Raw genomic sequence first — 20,053 nt, forward strand, 5'->3', positions numbered from 1 at the left:
GGCATCGGGGGCCGCTGTGCGCCTACCGCAGCCCGACTCCGTGCGCCAGCCCCGTGACCGCGTGCCGGAAGAAGGCCTCCCGGTCCTCGACCACCTTGTTGAACTGGCCGAACAACTCGAAGCTGACCAGCCCGAACAGCTGGGCCCAGGCCGCCACCAGTGCCGTGATCGCCTCGGGCGGCAGATCCGGTGCGAGGTCGGCGGCCATGCGCTCGGCCTCGGGGCGCAGCCCGGTGGGCAGGGGGAGGTCGGCGAGGCCGGAGTCCTCGTGGGTGTCGCGGACGATGCCGATGAAGACCAGGCCGACCCGGGCGGCGGCCGGGACGGTTGTCTGAGGGGCGGCATAACCCGGCACGGGCGAGCCGTAGATCAGCGCGTACTCGTGGGGATGGGCGAGCGCCCAGCCGCGCACCGCCTCGCACACCGCCGTCCAGCGGGCCACCGCAGCGGTGCCGGCCGCGGCGTCCCTCGCCTGCTCGGCCGCGGCGCCGAGGGAGTCGTAGGCATCGATGATCAGGGCGGTGAGCAGGTCGTCACGGCTGGGGAAGTAGCGGTAGAGCGCGGAGGAGACCATGCCCAGTTCGCGGGCTACGGCCCGCAGCGAGAGCTTGGCCGCGCCTTCTTCCGCCAGCTGTCTGCGGGCCGCTTCCTTGATGGCGGCGGTGACTTCGGTCCTGGCCCGTGCCCGGGCGCCCTGTGTGGTGCTCATGCTTGCAGTCTGCCACGCGGGAGAGCGGTGCACACAGAAGAGAGCGGCGAACAAAAACGAGAGCAGCGCTCTTGCTCTGGAGCACCTGTCTGCGCCACAATCGAGTCACGCGAGAGCACCGCTCTCCCAAATCGTGGGGGTCACCATGTCGACACACGTCAAGAAGCCGGGCTGGTTCACCGTCAACGTCTTCAACCGGGCCGTGGCCTGGCTCACCCGGCGCGGGCTCAGCATCTGGGGCTCCCGGGTTCTGGCGGTGCGCGGACGCAAGAGCGGAGAGTGGCGCACCACTCCGGTGAACCTGCTGACGGTGGACGGGCAGCACTATCTGCTGGCCCCGCGCGGCCATGTCCAGTGGACCCACAACATGCGGGCGGCCGGCGGCGGCGAGCTGCGGCTCGGCAAGAACGTGGACGTCTTCACCGCCACCGAGGTCGCCGACGACGACAAGGTCCCGCTGCTGCGGGCCTACCTCAAGCGCTGGAAGGCGGAGGTCGGGGTCTTCTTCAACGGCGTCGGCCCCGACTCCCCGGACGAGGACCTGCGACGCATCGCCCCCGACCACCCGGTCTTCCACATCACGGTCACGAACTGACCGAAACCCGTTCCCCCCATGGCGCGGACCGGCGCCGCCCCCACCGGCCCGGTCCACGCGGGCTCCGTACGGCCCGGTTCTCCTTGCTTCTCCCGCACCGGACCGGCGTTCGCACACCCACGCGGGCCTAGCTCTCGCACCCCGCACCGGACCGCTCACGTGCTTCCCCGCACCGATCCAGCTCACGCGCCCACCGGCGCGGGCCCGCACGGCCCGGTCCTCACGCTTCCCGCGCACTGGACAGGCTCGCGTCCCCCACTGGCCTGGTCTACACGGGCCCCCGTCCGTCCCGGTTCTCGTGCCTCTCCCCCACCGGACCGGGTCTCGCACCCCAAACCGGCCCAGCTCGCGCACCCCACGCAGAACCGCAGACGTGCTCCCCCGCACCCAACCGGCTCGCGCGCCCCACCAGCCCGGTCCACACGGACCCCCGTCCGGCCCGGTGCTCGTACTTCTCCCGCACCGGACCGGTCCTCGCACCCCCAAACCGGCCCAGCTCGCGCACCCCACGCAGAACCGCAGACGTGCTCCCCCGCACCCAACCGGCTCGCGCGCCCCACCAGCCCGGTCCACACGGACCCCCGTCCGGCCCGGTGCTCGTACTTCTCCCGCACCGGACCGGTCCTCGCACCCCAAACCGGCCCAGCTCGCGCACCCCACCGCCCGGTCCACACGAGCCCCGTACAGCCCTGGTCACGTGCTTCCCCACACCGAACTAGCCCGCGCACCCCACCGGCCGGTCCACGCAGGCTCCGTACAGCCCGGTCCACGTGCTTCCCCCGCACCCAACCGGCTCGCGCACCCCACCGGCCCGATCCCCCGGGCCCCGTCCGGCCCGGTCCACGCAGGCCCCGTCGCCGGTCCCGTCCGGCGTGGTCAGGGGGTCGCCGGGTCCTCGGATGGAACCGTCGGTCCGCGGTCCAGGGCGGTCAGGGCGCGTTGGGCGATCGGGTGGGTGCGGACGATGTCGCCCAGGGATGTCGAGCCCTGGGTGATGTCGCGGAAGGCCTTCCACGCCGGGCGGAAGCCGGTGAGGGCGGCGTGGAACAGGCCGGGACGCCGCTCGAACACGGTCAGCAGGCGCTTGCCGACGCTCATCTCGACGCCGAGCCCGGCCTTGATCGCGAACGCGTAGTTCAGGGCCTGGCGGCGGGTGTCGACCGCGTCGTGCGCCTCGGCGATGCGCACCGCCCACTCCCCCGCCAGCCGGCCCGAGCGCAGCGCGAAGGAGATGCCCTCGCGGGTCCACGGCTCCAGCAGCCCGGCCGCGTCACCGCAGACCAGCACCCGGCCCCGGGACAGCGGCGAGTCGTCGGCGCGGCAGCGGGTCAGATGCCCGGAGGAGACGGCCGGCTCGAAGCCGGACAGGCCCAGCCGGGCGATGAAGTCCTCCAAGTACCGCTTGGTGGCGGCGCCTTCGCCGCGCGCGGAGATCACGCCGACCGTCAGGGTGTCGCCCTTGGGGAACACCCAGCCGTAACTGCCCGGCAGCGGGCCCCAGTCGATGAGCACCCGGCCCTTCCAGTCCTCGGCGACCGGCTCCGGAACGGGGATCTCCACTTCCAGGCCGAGGTCCACCTGGTCCAGCTTCACCCCGACGTGCGCCCCTATCCGGCTGGCGCTGCCGTCGGCACCGACGACCGCGCGGGCCAGCACCGTCTCGCCGCCCTGCAGGACCACGGCGACCGTGCGCCGGTCGGGGACCGCCGAGCCGTGCTGCTCGACCCGCTGCACCGTGACGCCCGTACGCAGCTCGGCGCCCGCCTTCTGGGCGTGCTCGACCAGCTGCTGGTCGAACTCGGGCCGGTTGATCAGACCGAACAGCATCTGCTTGGAGCGGCGGGTGCGGGTGAAGCGGCCGTTGTTCGAGAAGGTGACCGCGTGCACCCGGTCGCGGAGGGGCAGCTCGAAGCCGGGCGGCAGCGCGTCGCGCGAGGGGCCGATGATGCCGCCGCCGCAGGTCTTGTAGCGCGGCAACTCGGCCTTCTCCAGCAACAGCACGCGCCGTCCCGCGACCGCGGCCGCGTAGGCGGCCGAGGCCCCCGCGGGTCCCGCGCCCACCACGACGACGTCCCACACCCGCTGCACGTCGTCCGCCGAAGAGTTCTCGCCGCTCACGATGGTCTACCGCTCCGATCAAGCCGCTGCCGTAGTGTCCCCCGCATCCTACGGCGGACATCGTCGCAGGCCGCTGTGGGAGTATCGGGGGCACATACCCTGTTCAAGCTGTTCAACGTCGCACCCACGAGGAGCGTGCCCATGTCGTCGAATCCGGTCGCCGAGACCGTCGCCTCGCTGATGCCCCGGGCGAAGGCGGAGCTGGCCGAGCTGGTCGCCTTCAAGTCGGTGGCGGACTTCACGCAGTTCCCGAAGAGCGAGAGCGAGGCCGCCGCGAACTGGGTCGCCGACGCGCTGCGCGCCGAGGGTTTCGTCGACGTGGCCCTGCTCGACACCCCTGACGGCACGCAGTCCGTCTACGGCTACCTGCCGGGGCCGGAGGGCGCCAAAACGGTTCTCCTCTACGCGCACTACGACGTGCAGCCGCCACTGGACGAGGCCGGCTGGACCACCCCGCCGTTCGAGCTGTCCGAGCGCGACGGCCGCTGGTACGGCCGCGGGGCCGCCGACTGCAAGGGCGGCGTGATCATGCACCTGCTCGCGCTGCGCGCCCTGAAGGCGAACGGTGGCGTCCCGGTGAACATCAAGGTGATCGCCGAGGGCTCGGAGGAGCAGGGCACGGGCGGCCTGGAGCGGTACGCCGAGGAGCACCCGGAGCTGCTGGAGGCCGACACCATCGTGATCGGCGACGCGGGCAACTTCCGCGTCGGCCTGCCGACGGTGACCACCACGCTGCGCGGCATGACCCTGGTCCGCGTGCGCATCGACACCCTCGCGGGCAACCTGCACTCCGGCCAGTTCGGCGGCGCCGCCCCGGACGCGCTCGCCGCGCTGATCCGCGTGCTGGACTCGCTGCGCGCCGAGGACGGCTCGACCACGGTCGACGGGCTGGACGCCACGGGGACGTGGGACGGCCTGGAGTACACCGAGGAGCAGTTCCGCGCGGACGCCAAGGTGCTCGACGGCGTCGGGCTGATCGGCGACGGCACGGTCGCCGACCGCCTCTGGGCCCGCCCGGCCGTCACCGTTCTCGGCATCGACTGCCCGCCGGTCGTCGGCGCCACCCCGTCGGTGCACTCCAGCGCCCGTGCGCTGATCAGCCTGCGGGTGCCGCCGGGCGTGGACGCGGCGGAGGCGACCAAGCTGCTCCAGGCGCACCTGCAGGCCCACACCCCCTGGGACGCCCGGGTCACCACCGAGCAGATCGGCCAGGGCCAGGCCTTCCGCGCCGACGCCACCAGCCCGGCCTACCAGGCGATGGCCGACGCGATGGCGGTCGCCTACCCCGGTGAGACCATGCAGTACGCCGGTGAGGGCGGCTCCATCCCGCTGTGCAACACGCTGGCCGGCCTGTACCCGCAGGCGGAGATCCTGCTCATCGGCCTGAGCGAGCCGGAGGCGCAGATCCACGCGGTCAACGAGAGCGTCTCCCCCGAGGAACTGGAGCGCCTGTCGGTCGCCGAGGCGCTGTTCCTGCGGAACTACGCGGCGGGCTGAGCCCTTCTGCCCACGGCAGAGCGCCCTCGCCCACGGGCGGGGGCGCCGCCTACCGTCGGCGCATGGACGTCATCGGACTGCTCCCCCGGCTCCACCTCCTGCGCTTCCCCGTCGGCCAGGCGTACCTGTGGCGCGATGACGACGCGCTGACGCTGATCGACGCGGGCACGATCGGTGCCGGCCCTGCGATCGCCGACGCGGTCAGGGCGCTGGGGCACGCGCCCGGGGACGTACGGCGGATCGTGCTGACCCACTTCCACGAGGACCACGTGGGCGGGGCGGGCGAGTTCGCCGCGCTGAGCGGCGCACAGGTGCTGGCCCACCCTCTTGACGCGCCCTTCGTACGAGGCGAACTCCAGGGCCCGCCACCACGTTTCGAGGAGTGGGAGCTGCCGATCCATGCGGAGGCCGCCCGGCAGCTGCCCGAGGGCACACCGGTGCCTCCGGCCGAGGTCACCGGGGTGGGCGACGGCGATGTGCTGGGCTTCGGGGGCGGCGCCCGGGTGATCCACGTACCGGGGCACACGGACGGCAGCATCGCCCTGTTCCTGCCGGACGAGAGGGTGCTGTTCACCGGGGACACGGTGGCTCGCTCGCCGGTCGACGCCACGGTGATCCCGGGCGTCTTCAACCTCGACCGGCCCCGACTCCTCGCCTCCGTCGCCCGGTTGGCGGCCCTGGACGCGGAGGTGGCGTGCTTCGGGCACGGGGACGCGGTCGTGGGCGACGCCGCCACGGCTCTGCGCAAGGCGGCGGGCCTGGCCTGACCCCGCGTCCGCGCGGGCCATCGTCATCCTCAGTGACCTCGCGCGGCCCCGGAGCGCAGCAGCCGGCTCATGGCCGGACCCGGACGGGTGGCTGAACCCCGTCGGCTCGTGCCGTAGTGGCGGTCAGCCGACGGGCACTCCCGCCTCCAGATACAGCGCGGTCCCCCGCTCGCGGGCCCGCAGGGCCCAGCGCAGCCGCTCGTAGCGGACCGGCGGCAGCATCTCGGCGGCCTCCTGCTCGCTGGCGAAGCGCCAGCCGCGCAGCTCCGGGCCCGGCAGCAGCACCCGGGACGCCTCGCCGGACTCCAGCCGGCCGCCGTCGAACAGCAGCCGCAGCCCGCCGAAGCCGGGCGGCACCGGCCGTTCCCAGTCCACGACGAGCAGCCGGGGCACCTCCCGCAGCCGTATCCCGGTCTCCTCGGCGACCTCGCGCATCCCGGCGCGGGCCGGTGCCTCGCCGCGCTCGACCACGCCCCCGGGGAACTCCCAGCCGGGCTTGTAGGTGGGGTCGACGAGCAGCACCCGGTCGTGCTCGTCGAAGAGCAGCACCCCGGCGGCGAGGGTCTCGGCGGTCGGCTCGGGGGTCTGCACGATGTCGCAGGGCGGTACGGCACCGCTGCCGATGGCGTCGGCGATGCGCACGGCGGTGGCGTACGGGGTGAGGGCGCTGGTGTCCACGAGGTGGGCGTCGGCGGTGAGCCAGGAGGCGAGGGCGGCGCGGTAGGGCTCGATGTGGTCGTACGACCACTGCCGTACCCGTATCTCGCCGTCGGGCAGCTCGGGCGGGACCTCCCGGCCGGCTATCCGCTCGCGCAGGATCGTTTCCGCCGGGGCGAGCAGCAGGTGGTGCACGGGGATCCTGCGGGCGGCGAGGCCGCCGAAGATCTCGTCGCGGTAGTCCTGGCGGAGCAGCGTCATCGGCACCACGAGGGTGCCACCGAGCTCGGCGAGCATCGCGGCAGCCGTGTCGACCACGAGCCGGCGCCAGATCGGCAGGTCCTGGAAGTCACCGACCTCGGCGAGGCGCTTGGCCGGCAGAAGGTGCGTGAGCCCCGCGCCGATGACCTCGGGGTCGAAGAGCGTGCTGTGCGGGATCAGCTCGATCAGCTCCCGTGCGGTGGTCGTCTTCCCCGCACCGAACGCGCCGTTGATCCAGACGACGGTCACGGACTCCCCCTCTTGTGTTGGCCCCCTGAGGCTTGCCCGCTCCACCCTGCCACGGAAACCCCGCCCCGGTGAGGGCGCCGGAACGGGAGTGCCGGTGCCCCCTGCGGCGGGAACACCGGCACGCGCGCCGTGGGCCGTGGGCCGTGGGAGCTACTCCTCGCCGCCGAGGGCGCTGCCGTCGACGGCGAAGCTGTCCTGGCTGACGAGGTGACCCGCCCCGTCGAGGGTGTCCGAGACGTTGAGGTCCTTCAGGGGTCCCGCGTCCGCCGCGTGGGAAGGGGTGACGGCGGCCACGACGAATCCGGTGGCCAGGGTCGCGATGGCGAGCATGCTGCGCTTCTTCATGCGCTGATCAACTGCGGATCCGGCCAGGAGTCACGCGGATACCCGCGAGCGGACGAGAGGGGTTACCGTCCCGGTGGGAGGGCCGGGTTACCGTCCGGCTGGGAGGGCGTATGGAGAATTCCGACGGTCACATCCACGTCGAGGCGCAGGGCGACGCGGCGGCGGTGCGCAACGTCATCGCCGCCACGTTCGGTCTGGTCGGCACGCTGTCCGCCGAGACCACCACGGGGTGCGGGCTGCGGGTGCCGCGCGCCCGCGTCTCACGGCACCCCGAGCGCGTCACGTGCCTGCCGTGCCGCGAGCACGCCCGGGACCGGCACCGGCGGCTCGCCGACCGGCTCGAGGTGCTCGCCGGACCGACCGCGGATCGAACGCAGGTCGAGCGGGCAGCCGCCCATCACCGCGACCTGGCACGGCGGTTCGCGGCCCCGTGAGGGTGCCGGACCCCGCCGAAATCCGCTGGTCCGCCGACGCGCGCGGCCGCTATCGTCCGACCTCCCGACCTGCCCGGCGACAGGGCAGGCCCCTACCGGAGACACGCGATCATGACCAGCCCGCCCCTGACGACGACCCTCTGGCGCCCGACAGGCCCCAAGGAGCTGGAGCTGGTCCGCGCGCTCGACTGGCGGGCCTGGCCGCCCCGGCTCCCGGAGCAGCCGATCTTCTACCCGGTCCTCAACGAGGACTACGCGATCCGCATCGCCCGGGACTGGAACGTCAAGCACGACGGCGCCGGTTTCGTGACCCGGTTCGAGGTCGACGCCGAGTTCCTCGCCCGGTATCCGGTCCGGCGGGCCGGTGGCGAGACGATCCTCGAACTATGGGTGCCCGCAGAGGAGTTGGACGAGTTCAACGCCCATATCGTCGGACGGATCGAGGTCGTGCGGGAGTTCCGGTGAACGGGCTCCCGGTCTTCGGCGGCGGCCGCATCGAGAACGTCGTGCGCTCGGGCCGGCTCGTGCGGGCCGCGGCCGGCCTGTCCGGCACGGGACTCCGTGCCCGGTCGGGGCTCCCGGGGTGGACGCGGGGCCACGTGCTCGCCCCCGTCGCCCACAGCGTGGACACGTATGTCTGACTGCTGCGGCTCGCGCACACGGGCCGCGCACCGGACCCCCGCACGGACGCGGCGCCCCTGGCCGCGGCGGTCGAGCGCGACGCGGCGCTGTCCGCCGAGCGGCTCACGGGCCCGGCTGCGCGAGAGCCTGGACCGGTTCGCGGCGCAGGCGCGTGCGCTGCCCGCCCCCGCCTGGGACCGTCTGGTCCCCGCGCTGGACGACACCCTCACCACGCTGAGCGCCCAGTCCTTTCCGCTCGCCTCGATGGCGGCCGTGGATCTCGCCGGCGCTGGTCCATGGCGCCGGAGGGACCCTCGGTCGCCGGGGCCGGACACCAGGTGCTCGGCCGGCTCAGCGGGCGGACTCCGGCCGGCGTACTGACGACCGACGGCCCGGCCCGGCTCCTGTCGGCCCCGCCCGCCTGGCCGCGGTCTCCGCTGCCGGGCTGGGGCCGCGTCGACGAGACATGAACCGCAGAAGCGAACAGATCCGAACGCCTGACAGTAGTCATTGCCCCAAACAGGCCTGCCGTCAAGCCTTCTGACGGCATATCGATCAGTCTGCGCACGCCTCTTCCAACACAGTCCGACACGTCCTACCGTAAACGCGCACAGCTGACACACGCATGTCACCCAGGCACCGCCCAGTCGTCAGCCATCTTTCGCGAGTCGGAGGAACGTCAACGATGCGTCACCCTCACACCCGCACCACCCGCCGAAGAATGCTCGGAGCGCTCACCGCAGGCCTGCTGTGCGCGGCGAGCCTCGCCGGCCCCGCTCTGGCGGCACCCGACGAGGACCCGGCCGCCCCCGCCCTGGCCGACGGTCTCGCCCTCACCCCGCCCATGGGCTTCAACAACTGGAACTCCACGCACTGCCGCGCGGACTTCAACGAGAGCATGGTCAAGGGCATAGCCGACCTCTTCGTGGCCAAGGGCCTGAAGGACGCCGGCTACCAGTACGTCAACCTCGACGACTGCTGGGCGCTGCCGCAGCGCGACGCCGACGGCAAGCTGGTGCCCGACCCGGCCCGCTTCCCGAACGGCATCAAGGCCGTCGCCGACTACGTCCACTCCAAGGGACTCAAACTCGGCATCTACACCAGCGCAGGCACCAAGACCTGCGACGGCGCCGGCTTCCCGGGCGCGCTCGGCCACGAGTACAGCGACGCGCAGCAGTTCGCCGACTGGGGCGTGGACTATCTGAAGTACGACAACTGCAACAACCAGGGCGTCGACGCCAAGAAGCGGTACACCACCATGCGGGACGCCCTCAAGGCGACCGGCCGGCCCATCGTCTACAGCATCTGCGAATGGGGCCAGAACAAGCCCTGGGAGTGGGCGTCGGACGTGGGTCACCTGTGGCGGACCACCGGTGACATCAGTGACAACTGGTCCTCGATGCTGTCCATCCTGAAGCAGAACCTGCCGCTCGCGCCGTACGCCGGACCCGGCCACTGGAACGACCCCGACATGCTGGAGGTCGGCAACGGCGGCATGACGGACACCGAGTACCGCTCGCACTTCTCCCTCTGGTCGGTCATGGCCGCGCCGCTGCTCATCGGCACCGACCTGCGCAAGGCCACCCAGGCGACCTTCGACATCCTGGACAACAAGGAGGTCATCGCCGTCGACCAGGACCCGCTGGGCAAGCAGGGCACGGTCGTCTCCTCGGCCGGCGGACGCTGGGTGATCGCCAAGGAGATGAAGGACGGCAGCCGCGCGGTGGCCCTGTTCAACGAGTCGGGCACGGCTCAGCGGATCGCCACCACCGCATCCGCCGTCGGCCTGCCCGACGCCTCCGCGTACACCCAGCGGGACCTGTGGCAGCACAAGAGTTACAACACCGCCGGCACCGTCGCGGCCACCGTCCCCGCTCACGGCACGGTCCTGCTGCGCGTCTCGGCCGACCCCCGCTGGGCCGCGCACCCGCCCGCCGCCGAAGTGGGCCTGGACGGCAGCCCGTTGCTGGAGGCGGGTACGCCGGCCACGCTGACCAGCACCGTCACCGACCTCGGCCGCACCCCGGCACGCCGGGTGGCCGTGACCCTGACCGGCCCTGACGGGTGGACCGTACGGCCCGCGTCACCGACCACGGCCGACGTCCTCGCCACCGGTGAAACCCTGCGCACCGGCTGGACCGTCACCGCGCCGGCCGGAACACCGACCGGCTCCTACGGCCTCACCCTCCAGGCGCGTTACCTCTCGCCGGCCGGGCAACAGGTCACCGGCACCGTTGCGCTCACCGCGTCCGTCGTGGTCCGGCCGCCCGCCGGGACGTCGTACCTGAGCGACCTGGACTGGCTGTCGGCGACCAGTGGTTGGGGCCCGGTGGAGCGCGACACCAGCAACGGGGAGAGCGCGGCGGGCGACGGCCGCCCCATCACCATAGGCGGCACCGTGTACGCCAAGGGCCTCGGCGTGCACGCCCCGAGCGAGGTCTCCTTCTACACCGGCAAGGCCTGCGGCAAGGTCACCGCGGACGTCGGCGTCGACGACGAGAAGGGCACCAAGGGCACCGTCACCTTCGAGATCTGGGCCGACGGGACGAAGGTCGCCTCGACCGGGGTCCTGACCAACGCGATGCCCGCCCAGCCCCTCACCGCCGACGTCACCGGCGCCCAGGTGGTCCGCCTGGTCGTCACCGACGCGGGCGACGGCATCGACTCCGACCATGCGGACTGGGCGGACGCGCAAGTGAGTTGCTGACGGTGCCCACCCGTCGGGGTGGTTGAGCCCGGACCCGCTTGCGGGTGGGTCCGGGCTGCTCAGCGAGTCTCGGCTCAGACCCCCGCGGTCGCGTCCGGCATCCGCGCCAGCGCGGCGGCAGCCGCGCCGACCAGCCCCGCGTCGGTACCCATCTGCGCGGGCACGGCCCGGAGGCGCTGGACGAAGGACAGCGTGGCGTAGTCGCCGAGGGCCTTGCGCAGGGGGGTGAACAGGATCTCGCCCGCCTTGCCGACACCGCCGCCGATCACGGCGATGTCGATCTCGACCAGGGTCGCGGTGGCCGCGATGCCGGCGGCCAGCGCCTGTGCCGCACGCTCGAAGGAGGCCACCGCGACCGGGTCGCCCTCGCGGGCGGCGGCGGCCACGGCGGCGGCCGAGGTGTCGCCGTCGGGGCCCGGACGCCAGCCCTGTTCCAGGGCACGGCGGGCGATGTTCGGGCCGCTCGCGATCCGCTCCACACAACCGCGCGAGCCGCACGGGCACGGATCGCCGTCGAGGTCGACGCTGATGTGTCCGATGTGCCCGGCGTTGCCGGTCGGCCCGGGGTGCAGCCGGCCGTTCAGGACCAGGCCGCCTCCCACCCCGGTCGACACCACCATGCACAGCGCGTTGTCGTGGCCGCGGGCGGCGCCCTGCCAGTGCTCGGCCGCCGTGATCGCGACGCCGTCGCCGATCAGCTCGACCGGGAGCCCGCCGGTGGCCGCGCGCACCCGGTCGACCAGCGGGAAGTCCCGCCAGCCCGGCACGTTCACCGGACTGACCGTGCCCGCCGAGGCGTCCACCGGGCCGGCGCTGCCGATGCCGACGGCACCCGCCCGTTCCCACAGCGGCGAACCGGCGAGGTCGCCGAGGACCTCCTCGACGGCCCGCATGACCGTTTCACCGTCCTGCTGGGCGGGCGTGCCGCGCTGGGCCCGGGTCAGGATCCGTCCGCCGCCGTCCACCAGAGCGCCGGCGATCTTGGTGCCGCCGATGTCCAGGGCCGCCACGAGGTCGGTGTGCATCAGAGTCAGATCTCCCCGTTGAAGCTCGAGAACCAAAGACACGCAGGCCGGTCACACGGTGGGGCGCAGGCCGACAGACAGCTGTGGACAGTCTCTCGCGCATCTGACAACGTTGTCCAGGCTCTATGCTCGACGCCACATCCTCATACAAACCACGGATCGGCGCATTACCCGGGGTACAGCAGCCCGCGCGCACTGCGCACCAGCCCGGAAGCACCGGCTCCGTGGCCGAGACGGACGACAGGACAGGACGCCGCATCGTGCCCGAGACCACCCGCCGCACAGACAGCCTTTCCGGCACCCGTTACGGCAACCGCCCGACCATGAAGGACGTGGCGGCGCGGGCCGGGGTCGGCCTGAAGACGGTCTCCCGGGTGGTCAACGGCGAGCCCGGTGTCACCCCCGACACCGAGCGCCGGGTGCAGGAGGCGATCGACGCGCTGGGCTTCCGCCGCAACGACAGCGCCCGGGTGCTGCGCAAGGGCCGTACGGCGAGCATCGGCCTGGTCCTGGAGGACCTCGCCGACCCCTTCTACGGCCCGCTCAGCCGCGCCGTGGAGGAGGTGGCCCGGGCCCACGGCGCCCTGCTGATCAACGGCTCCAGCGCCGAGGACCCGGAGCGCGAGCAGGAGCTGGCGCTGGCCCTGTGCGCACGGCGGGTGGACGGGCTGGTGGTGATCCCGGCCGGAGACGACCACCGCTATCTCGAACCGGAGATCAGGGCGGGCGTGGCGACCGTGTTCGTGGACCGTCCGGCCGGGCGCATCGACGCCGACGTGGTCCTCTCCGACAACTTCGGCGGCGCCCGGGACGGCGTCGCCCATCTCATCGCCCACGGCCACCGCCGGATCGGCTTCATCGGCGACATGCCGCGCATCCACACCGCGGCCGAGCGGCTGCGCGGCTACCGGGCGGCCATGGAGGACGCCGGCATACCGGTCGAGGACGCCTGGATGTCCCTCGGGCAGACGAACCCGGAGCGGGTGCGCCGGGCGGCGGAGGAGATGCTCTCCGGGCCCGACGCCGTCACCGCGATCTTCGCGGGCAACAACCGGGTGACGGTCACCGTGATCCGGGTGCTGGCCGAGCAGTCCCGCCGGGTCGCCCTCGTCGGCTTCGACGACATCGAGCTGGCCGATCTGCTCCAGCCGGGCGTCACGGTCGTCGCCCAGGACGCGGCCGCCCTCGGCCGTACCGCCGCCGAGCGCCTGTTCCGTCAGCTGGACGGCAGCCTCGTCGCACCGGAGCGCATCGAGCTGCCCACCCGGCTGATCACGCGCGGCTCGGGCGAGCTGCCGCCGGCCGACTGAGCCGCGCGTGACCGGCCGCACCCTGGAGGAACTCGGCCTCGCCGGCGCTCCCCGCGACCATCCGCTGACCTGTCCCGGCGCCTGGCCCGCCGACTCCGGGCTGCTGCACGGCGACCGGATGTTCCCGCTGGAGCGCCTGGTGTACGACGACCGGGTGCCGCTGCTCGCCGTCGGCTCCAACGCCTGCCCCGGCCAACTTCGGCACAAGATGGCCGAGTTCGGGATCGACTCCCCCGTACCGATGGTGCGGTCGCGGGTGTCCGGGCTCGACGTGGGCATCTCGGCGCACGTCAGCCGACTCGGCTATGTCTCCGCCTCGCCCGTCAGGTCACCGCAGGCGTTACGGGAGTTGTTCGTCATCTGGCTGGACCGGCGCCAGCTGGACGCGGTCGACACCGGCGAGCCCCACTTCCGGCGGGCCTGGCTGCCCGCGCCTGGGGTGCGGATCGAGCTGCCGGACGGTCGCGCGCTCACCGGGGCGTACGCCTACGTCAACCGGCACGGCGTGCTGCACGACGGCGCCGGTGCGCCCCGCCGCCATCCCCACGACCAGCGCACCCTGCTCACCGAACTCCTCGTGGGATCGGCTGCGTTACGCGAGCTCTTCGGGTCACGCCGCAGGAGTTCTGCGCGCGGGCCCGCCGCGACCCCGGACTGTGCGCGCGGGGAACCCGGCTGTTCGCCGAGCAGAAGTGGGTGACGGAGTCGGGTTTCGAGCCGTACGCCGACGGTCAGCAGACCGGGAGCCCGGGCACCGGCTCGTCGTTGTTCCCGCCCCTGAGGTAGACGTCGCTGACGTAGACGCCGGTGTTGCCGCTGTCGTCGTCGGTCTTCGCCCACCACACGTTCGTCCACCGGCCGTAGGTCTCCCGGCGGCCCAGATTCGCCTGGCAGTAGAAGTAGTCGGTGCCCGCGTTCAGGGTCCCGGCCTCGGCGCCGGAGGCGGTGTAGGACTTGGCGGTGCGCCAGACCTGGCAGTCGTACTTACCGCCGCCGATGGGCCGGCAGGCGGCCGCCGGACTGGAGGCGCGTCCCGAACCTCCGGGCGGTGCGGGTGTGTCGGTGGGTTTGCCCGGCGCCGTGGCGGAGGCCGAGGCGGCGGCGGAGGTGTGCGAGGACGGCCTGCCGTCACCCGCGCCGCTCGCCGTCGTCCCGGTGGGCTCGGCGCCCTTCTTCCCGTCGCCACGCGACGGCTGCGTGGACCACTCGGTGCCGGCCCGTTTCATGGCCCCGGTCCCGGAGGGGGACGCGGCCGACGCCGAGTCGGTCTTCGGCGCTCCCTGGCCGCGCACGAGGGCGACGGTGATCCCGCCCCCGGCGAGGACGACGGCGACGGCAGCGGCGGCGAGCAGAGCGCGGCCCTTGCGGCGCGGCGAGCCGGTCGCCGGGTTCATGGGCCCGGTGGCACCGGGCCCATGAGCGGCGGCCGTGCCTTCGGCGTACGACGGCAGCGGATGCGTGGGCGCTCCCGCGCGGGGAGCCGGGCCGTGGGCGGACGTCCGCACGGCCGGGTCCGGCGGTACCGGGCCGAACCCCGGCGGCACGGACGGCGCGCAGTGCCGGGCCGGTTCGGACGCCGGGGGCGGCGTCACGCGCAGGGTGGTCGTCGGAACGTCCGGGGTCCGCGTCCGACCCACCTCGCGCAGCGCCTCGCGGGCCTCCTCGGCGTCCGGCCGGGCGTCCGGGCGCTTGTCCATCAGGCGCCGCAGGACCGGCGCCAGCGGCCCGGCCCGTTGGGGCTCGGGCAGGGGCTCGGAGACGATCGCGGTGAGCGTCGAGTAGGTGGACGTACGGCGGAAGGGCGAGGCGCCCTCGACGACCGCGTAGAGGGTGGCGCCCACGGCCCACACATCGGCGGGCGCGCCCGGCTCGGCGCCCTGGGCGCGCTCGGGGGCCAGGTAGTCGAGGGAGCCGACGAGTTCGCCGCTGCGGGTCAGGCGGGTCGCCGAGCCGTCGCCGGGGTCGTCCATGGTGGCGATGCCGAAGTCGGTCAGGACGACGCGGCCGGAGCGGTCGAGGAGGATGTTGCCGGGCTTGACGTCGCGATGCAGGACGCCGGCGCGGTGGGCGGCGGCCAGCGCGTCCGTCACCGCCGCGCCGATGCGCGCCGCCTCGTACGGGTCGAGGGTGCCGCGCTCGCGCAGGACGTCGTCCAGGGAGGGCCCGTCGATCAGTTCCATGACGATCAGCGGGCGCCCGTCGACCTCGGCGACGTCGTGCACGGCGACGACACCGGGGTGGCGGACCCGGGCGGCGGCCCGTGCCTCGCGTTGCATGCGCAAGCGCAGCTCGGACAGTTCCGGTCCGGCCGTGTCGGTGTAGGTGCGCAGTTCCTTGACGGCGACCTCGCGGCCGAGGACCTCGTCCACCGCCCGCCAGACCACGCCCATGCCGCCGCGGCCGAGCCGCGCGGTGACGCGGTAGCGGCCGGCCAGCAGCCGGCCGGCCCCGTCGTCCGCGCGCCCGTACTCCTCCGGTCCCTGCTCCCCCGAAGACACCGCCGCCCCGTTCCTCTGTCGTCCTTGGTCGCGTCCGTCTGGTCGATGCGTGGCGACCCAGCGTACGGGGCGGCGGTGCCGGGCCTCACCCCCGGCCGGGGACCGTGACCGGTCCGCGACCTCTACTTCGCAAAGGCCGTCAGGTCACCGCGCCGGGGGGCGGCGAAGCCCTCCAGGTCGGCGCGGGTCAGCCCGGTGAGGCGGGCGACCTCGGCGATGTCGAGGGCGCCGCAGTCCAGGCCGCGCAGCAGATAGCCGCTGAGGGCCTTGGCGGTGGCGGGCTCGTCCATGACGTCGCCGCCCGCGCGGTTCGCGTACCGGGCGAGGCGGGCCGCGGCCTGCTCGAAGCCCTCGCGGTAGAAGGCGAAGACGGCGGCGTACCGGGTCGGGATGTGGCCGGGGTGCATGTCCCAGCCCTGGTAGTAGGCGCGGGCCAGGGCGCGGCGGGTGAGGCCGTAGTGCAGGCGCCAGGCGTCGTGGACCTTCGCGGTCGGGCCGACGGGCAGGACGTTGGTCGAGCCGTCGGAGACGCGCACCCCGGTGCCCGCCGCCGCGACCTGCATGATCGCCTTGGCGTGGTCGGCGGCCGGGTGGTCGCTGGCCTGGTAGGCGGCGGAGACGCCGAGGCAGGCGCTGTAGTCGAAGGTGCCGTAGTGCAGTCCGGTGGCGCGGCCCCCGGCGGCCTGGATCATCCGGGCGACGGTGGCGGTGCCGTCGGTGGCGAGGATGGACTGGCTGGTCTCGATCTGGATCTCGAAGCCGAGCCGGCCGGCGTCCAGGCCGTGCGCCTTCTCGAAGGCCTCCAGCAGGCGCACGAACGCGGTGACCTGCTCCGGGTACGTCACCTTGGGCAGGGTGAGGACCAGGCCCTCGGGCAGGCCGCCCGACTCGACCAGGCCGGTGAGGAAGACGTCGAGGGTGCGGATGCCCCGGTCGCGTACCGCCGCCTCCATGCACTTCATGCGGATGCCCATGTACGGCGCCGCCGTGCCGTTCGCGTACGCCTGCGCGATCAGCCGGGCAGCGCGGGCCGCCGCCTGGTCCTCCTCGGCGTCGGGGCGGGGGCCGTAGCCGTCCTCGAAGTCGACGCGCAGGTCTTCGATCGGCTCGCGTTCCAGCTTGGCGCGGACGCGGGAGTAGACCGGCTCGGCCAACTCGTCCGCGAGGCCCAGGACGGCCGCGAAGGAGGCGGCGTCGGGGGCGTGTTCGTCGAGGGCGGCGAGGGCCTGGTCGCCCCAGGAGCGGATGGTGTCGGCGGCGAAGGCGTCGCCGGGGACGTAGACGGTGTGGACGGGCTGCCGGGTGCCGGGGTCCCCGGGGTAGCGGCGCTCCAGCTCCGCGTCGACCGGTGCGAGGGAGGCGCTGATCTCCTCGCTGACGGCGCCCGCGAGGCTTGTCGCCACCTTCTCCTGCTGACCCATCCCACACCCTCCAATTTTCCGCTGTACGGAATCAACAATCCGTAGAATGAAGTTATCCGTGCGGTTCTCACTGGTCAACACCCCGTCCGGACCGTGGGCGGCGCCCGGCGGATCGTCACCAGGATGCACCGAGGCCCCGGTGACCGCGTCGGTCACCGGGGCCTCGGGTGTGCCTGGGTGGGGCTCAGCCCTTGCGGGCCTTGATCTCCTCGGTCAGCTGCGGGACGACGTCGAACAGGTCGCCGACGACGCCGTAGTCGACCAGCTCGAAGATCGGGGCCTCGGCGTCCTTGTTGACGGCCACGATCGTCTTCGAGGTCTGCATACCGGCACGGTGCTGGATCGCGCCGGAGATGCCGTTGGCGATGTACAGCTGCGGCGAGACCGACTTACCGGTCTGGCCGACCTGGTTGGTGTGCGGGTACCAGCCGGCGTCGACCGCGGCACGCGAGGCGCCCACGGCCGCGCCGAGCGAGTCGGCCAGCGCCTCGATGATCGCGAAGTTCTCGGCGCCGTTGACACCACGGCCACCGGAGACCACGATCGCGGCCTCGGTCAGCTCCGGACGGCCCGTCGACTCGCGCGGCGTACGCGCGGTGATCTTCGTGCCGGTCGCCTTGTCCGAGAAGGAGACGGACAGGGCCTCGACCGCGCCCGCGGCCGGGGCGGCCTCGACGGCGGCCGAGTTCGGCTTGACCGTGATGACCGGGGTGCCCTTGATGACGCGGGACTTGGTGGTGAAGGACGCGGCGAACACCGACTGGGTGGCCACCGGGCCCTCGTCGCCGGCCTCCAGGTCGACGGCGTCGGTGATGATGCCGGAGCCGATGCGCAGCGCCAGGCGGGCGGCGATCTCCTTGCCCTCGGCGGAGGACGGGACCAGCACGGCGGCCGGGGAGACGGCCTCGACGGCGGCCTGCAGGGCGTCCACCTTCGGCACGACCAGGTACTCGGCGTACTCGGACGCGTCGTGGGTGAGGACCTTCACCGCGCCGTGCTCGGCGAGCGCGGCGGCGGTGTCGGCGGCGCCGTTGCCGAGGGCGACGGCGACGGGCTCGCCGAGGCGGCGGGCCAGGGTCAGCAGCTCGAGGGTGGGCTTGCGGACGGCACCGTCCACGTGGTCGACGTAGACGAGGACTTCAGCCATGGGATTGCTCTCCTGCGTAACGAAGTTGAGGGGCGGTCAGCGGGGGCGAGCCCTTAGATGAACTTCTGGCTCGCGAGGAACTCAGCCAGCTGCTTGCCGCCCTCGCCCTCGTCCTTGACGATGGTGCCGGCCGTGCGCGCCGGGCGCTCGTTCGCGGCCTCGACCTTGGTGAACGCGCCGTCCAGACCGACCTCTTCGGCGTCGATGTCCAGGTCGGACAGGTCCCAGGACTCCACCGGCTTCTTCTTGGCCGCCATGATGCCCTTGAAGGAGGGGTAACGCGCCTCGCCCGACTGGTCGGTGACCGACACGAGCGCCGGGAGGGAGGCCTCCAGCTGCTCGGAGGCGGCGTCGCCGTCACGACGGCCCTTGACCACGCCGTCCTCGACGGAGACCTCGGACAGCAGGGTGACCTGCGGGACACCGAGACGCTCGGCGACCAGCGCCGGGACGACACCCATGGTGCCGTCGGTGGAGGCCATGCCCGAGACGACCAGGTCGAAGCCGGCCTTCTCGATCGCCTTGGCGAGGACGAGGGAGGTGCCGATGGCGTCGGTGCCGTGCAGGTCGTCGTCCTCGACGTGGATGGCCTTGTCGGCACCCATGGACAGCGCCTTGCGCAGCGCGTCCTTGGCGTCCTCGGGGCCGATGGTCAGGACGGTGACCTCGGCGTCGTCCGCGTTCTCGGCGATCTGGAGGGCCTGCTCGACCGCGTACTCGTCCAGCTCGGAGAGCAGACCGTCCACGTCGTCGCGGTCGACGGTCAGGTCATCGGCGAAGTGCCGGTCGCCAGTGGCGTCGGGCACGTACTTCACAGTGACAACGATCCTCAAGCTCACGCCGGCTCTCCTACTGCATCGTCATTTCCGGGCTGCCTCTTGCACGCAGCATAGGCGCCTCAAGCGGCCGATTCCGGTCGGGGCGTCCGCGCGCTCCGACCGAAATATTACTCGTCAGTACACCCAGTTCGTGCCCGCTAAGCAAGCGCTTTGAACTGTGACCTTCGCAACGCAGCGTAACCGGAATTCGACGGCTTCGCAGGCGAGGCGGACGTGATCAATCCCGCAGGCCGTTGAAGCGGCCCTGGTGGTAGAGGAGGGGGCGGCCGGCGCCCGTGGGGTCGCCCAGGACGACCTCGGCGAGCACGATCCGGTGATCACCGGCCGGGACCCGGCCGACGACCCGGCAGACCAGCCAGGCGAGCACGTCGTCGAGTACCGGTACGCCTTCCGGGCCCTCGCGCCAGGCGGTCGGCGCGCCGAAACGGTCGGCGCCGCTGCGGGCGAAGGTGGCGGCCAGCTCGCTCTGGTGCTCGCCGAGTATGTGGACGCCGATGTGGTCGGTCTCGGCTATCGCGGGCCAGCTGGAGGCGCCCGTGCCGATGCCGAAGGAGACGAGCGGGGGCTCGGCGGAGACCGAGGTGAGGGAGGTGGCGGTGAAGCCGACCGGGCCGGAGGCGCCACGCGCGGTGATCACCGCCACACCGGCGGCGTGCCGGCGGAAGGTGGAGCGCAACAGGTCGGGAGAGGCGAGCTGAACAGTGCCGAGTTCGGGCGAGGCCGTCATGGAGTTGTCCTTCTGCTGGAGGTCGCGAGCTGGGCCGTTGGGTCTCAACAGCCCGGACAGATGGCGCTCGCGGTGCGGGAGAGGTCGACGTGGACCCGCCGGAGAAGGAGTTCGGTCGGCATACGG

The 20,053-nt window shown here is 73.0% G+C and carries 18 protein-coding genes and 1 pseudogene; 9 read left to right on the forward strand and 10 right to left on the reverse strand.

All coding sequences use genetic code 11. The features are described from left to right. Positions 1-22 precede the first annotated feature (22 nt). Positions 23-709: a TetR/AcrR family transcriptional regulator gene (locus tag ACQPXS_RS08980; RefSeq protein WP_433448624.1), complete on the reverse strand. Its 687-nt coding sequence runs from the start codon at positions 707-709 to the stop codon at positions 23-25. A gap of 145 nt (positions 710-854) precedes the next feature. On the opposite strand from ACQPXS_RS08980, the gene ACQPXS_RS08985 reads away from it, so the two are divergent. Next, a complete protein-coding gene (locus ACQPXS_RS08985) occupies positions 855-1,304 on the forward strand; it encodes a nitroreductase family deazaflavin-dependent oxidoreductase (RefSeq protein ID WP_356314357.1) in 450 nt (149 codons plus the stop codon). An 876-nt stretch (positions 1,305-2,180) separates the two neighbouring features. Here ACQPXS_RS08985 and ACQPXS_RS08990 read toward each other — a convergent pair. Next, positions 2,181-3,422: a geranylgeranyl reductase family protein gene (locus ACQPXS_RS08990; protein ID WP_433448626.1), complete on the reverse strand. Its 1,242-nt coding sequence runs from the start codon at positions 3,420-3,422 to the stop codon at positions 2,181-2,183. Positions 3,423-3,563: 141 nt separating this feature from the next. Here ACQPXS_RS08990 and ACQPXS_RS08995 point away from each other — a divergent pair, with 141 nt between their 5' ends. Further along, positions 3,564-4,919 (forward strand): dipeptidase, encoded by a 1,356-nt coding sequence (locus ACQPXS_RS08995; protein ID WP_433448628.1) that lies wholly within the window; start codon positions 3,564-3,566, stop codon positions 4,917-4,919. A gap of 62 nt (positions 4,920-4,981) precedes the next feature. Further along, positions 4,982-5,686, forward strand: a complete 705-nt coding sequence (locus ACQPXS_RS09000) for an MBL fold metallo-hydrolase (protein WP_433448630.1) — start codon at positions 4,982-4,984, stop codon at positions 5,684-5,686. Between the two features lie 123 nt (positions 5,687-5,809). Here the strand turns inward: ACQPXS_RS09000 and ACQPXS_RS09005 are convergent, their stop codons facing one another. After that, on the reverse strand, positions 5,810-6,853 hold the full coding sequence (locus ACQPXS_RS09005; RefSeq protein WP_433448632.1) for an NUDIX hydrolase: 1,044 nt from the start codon (positions 6,851-6,853) through the stop codon (positions 5,810-5,812). 150 nt (positions 6,854-7,003) lie between these two features. Continuing rightward, positions 7,004-7,198, reverse strand: coding sequence for a hypothetical protein (locus tag ACQPXS_RS09010; protein ID WP_351804677.1), 195 nt, complete (start codon positions 7,196-7,198; stop codon positions 7,004-7,006). Positions 7,199-7,308: 110 nt separating this feature from the next. On the opposite strand from ACQPXS_RS09010, the gene ACQPXS_RS09015 reads away from it, so the two are divergent. From ACQPXS_RS09015 to ACQPXS_RS09030, 4 genes are all read left to right on the forward strand, one after another. Beyond that, positions 7,309-7,632: a hypothetical protein gene (locus tag ACQPXS_RS09015; RefSeq protein ID WP_351804675.1), complete on the forward strand. Its 324-nt coding sequence runs from the start codon at positions 7,309-7,311 to the stop codon at positions 7,630-7,632. Between the two features lie 111 nt (positions 7,633-7,743). Next, positions 7,744-8,097 (forward strand): hypothetical protein, encoded by a 354-nt coding sequence (locus tag ACQPXS_RS09020; protein WP_433448634.1) that lies wholly within the window; start codon positions 7,744-7,746, stop codon positions 8,095-8,097. Next, positions 8,094-8,273 (forward strand): maleylpyruvate isomerase N-terminal domain-containing protein, encoded by a 180-nt coding sequence (locus ACQPXS_RS09025; RefSeq protein WP_433448636.1) that lies wholly within the window; start codon positions 8,094-8,096, stop codon positions 8,271-8,273. Before ACQPXS_RS09020 ends, ACQPXS_RS09025 begins: the two co-directional genes overlap by 4 nt. 665 nt (positions 8,274-8,938) lie before the next feature. Further along, a complete protein-coding gene (locus tag ACQPXS_RS09030) occupies positions 8,939-10,960 on the forward strand; it encodes an NPCBM/NEW2 domain-containing protein (RefSeq protein ID WP_433448638.1) in 2,022 nt (673 codons plus the stop codon). 74 nt (positions 10,961-11,034) lie between these two features. Here ACQPXS_RS09030 and ACQPXS_RS09035 read toward each other — a convergent pair whose 3' ends face one another. Then, positions 11,035-11,985, reverse strand: coding sequence for an ROK family protein (locus ACQPXS_RS09035; RefSeq protein WP_433448640.1), 951 nt, complete (start codon positions 11,983-11,985; stop codon positions 11,035-11,037). 260 nt (positions 11,986-12,245) lie between these two features. On the opposite strand from ACQPXS_RS09035, the gene ACQPXS_RS09040 reads away from it, so the two are divergent. Continuing rightward, positions 12,246-13,295, forward strand: a complete 1,050-nt coding sequence (locus ACQPXS_RS09040; RefSeq protein WP_433448642.1) for a LacI family DNA-binding transcriptional regulator — start codon at positions 12,246-12,248, stop codon at positions 13,293-13,295. A 64-nt stretch (positions 13,296-13,359) separates the two neighbouring features. Next, positions 13,360-14,081, forward strand: a pseudogene (locus ACQPXS_RS09045) (hypothetical protein). On the opposite strand, the gene ACQPXS_RS09050 reads toward ACQPXS_RS09045, so the two are convergent. The 5 genes from ACQPXS_RS09050 to ACQPXS_RS09070 form a co-directional block, all read right to left on the reverse strand. Further along, positions 14,027-15,793, reverse strand: a complete 1,767-nt coding sequence (locus tag ACQPXS_RS09050) for a protein kinase domain-containing protein (RefSeq protein WP_433448644.1) — start codon at positions 15,791-15,793, stop codon at positions 14,027-14,029. The pseudogene ACQPXS_RS09045 and the gene ACQPXS_RS09050 overlap by 55 nt on opposite strands. Before the next feature lie 122 nt (positions 15,794-15,915). Then, positions 15,916-17,214, reverse strand: coding sequence for a DUF6986 family protein (locus ACQPXS_RS09055; RefSeq protein WP_433448646.1), 1,299 nt, complete (start codon positions 17,212-17,214; stop codon positions 15,916-15,918). 184 nt (positions 17,215-17,398) lie between these two features. After that, positions 17,399-18,361 (reverse strand): electron transfer flavoprotein subunit alpha/FixB family protein, encoded by a 963-nt coding sequence (locus ACQPXS_RS09060; protein ID WP_433448648.1) that lies wholly within the window; start codon positions 18,359-18,361, stop codon positions 17,399-17,401. A 53-nt stretch (positions 18,362-18,414) separates the two neighbouring features. Further along, positions 18,415-19,200 carry an electron transfer flavoprotein subunit beta/FixA family protein gene (locus ACQPXS_RS09065; RefSeq protein WP_356314320.1) on the reverse strand — a complete coding sequence of 262 codons (786 nt, stop codon included), beginning with the start codon at positions 19,198-19,200 and terminating at the stop codon, positions 18,415-18,417. Positions 19,201-19,417: 217 nt separating this feature from the next. Further along, positions 19,418-19,927, reverse strand: coding sequence for a flavin reductase family protein (locus ACQPXS_RS09070; RefSeq protein ID WP_356314318.1), 510 nt, complete (start codon positions 19,925-19,927; stop codon positions 19,418-19,420). Positions 19,928-20,053: the final 126 nt, after the last annotated feature.

This window comes from Streptomyces sp. CA-142005, assembly GCF_050942335.1.
Classification (GTDB): Bacteria; Actinomycetota; Actinomycetes; order Streptomycetales; family Streptomycetaceae; genus Streptomyces.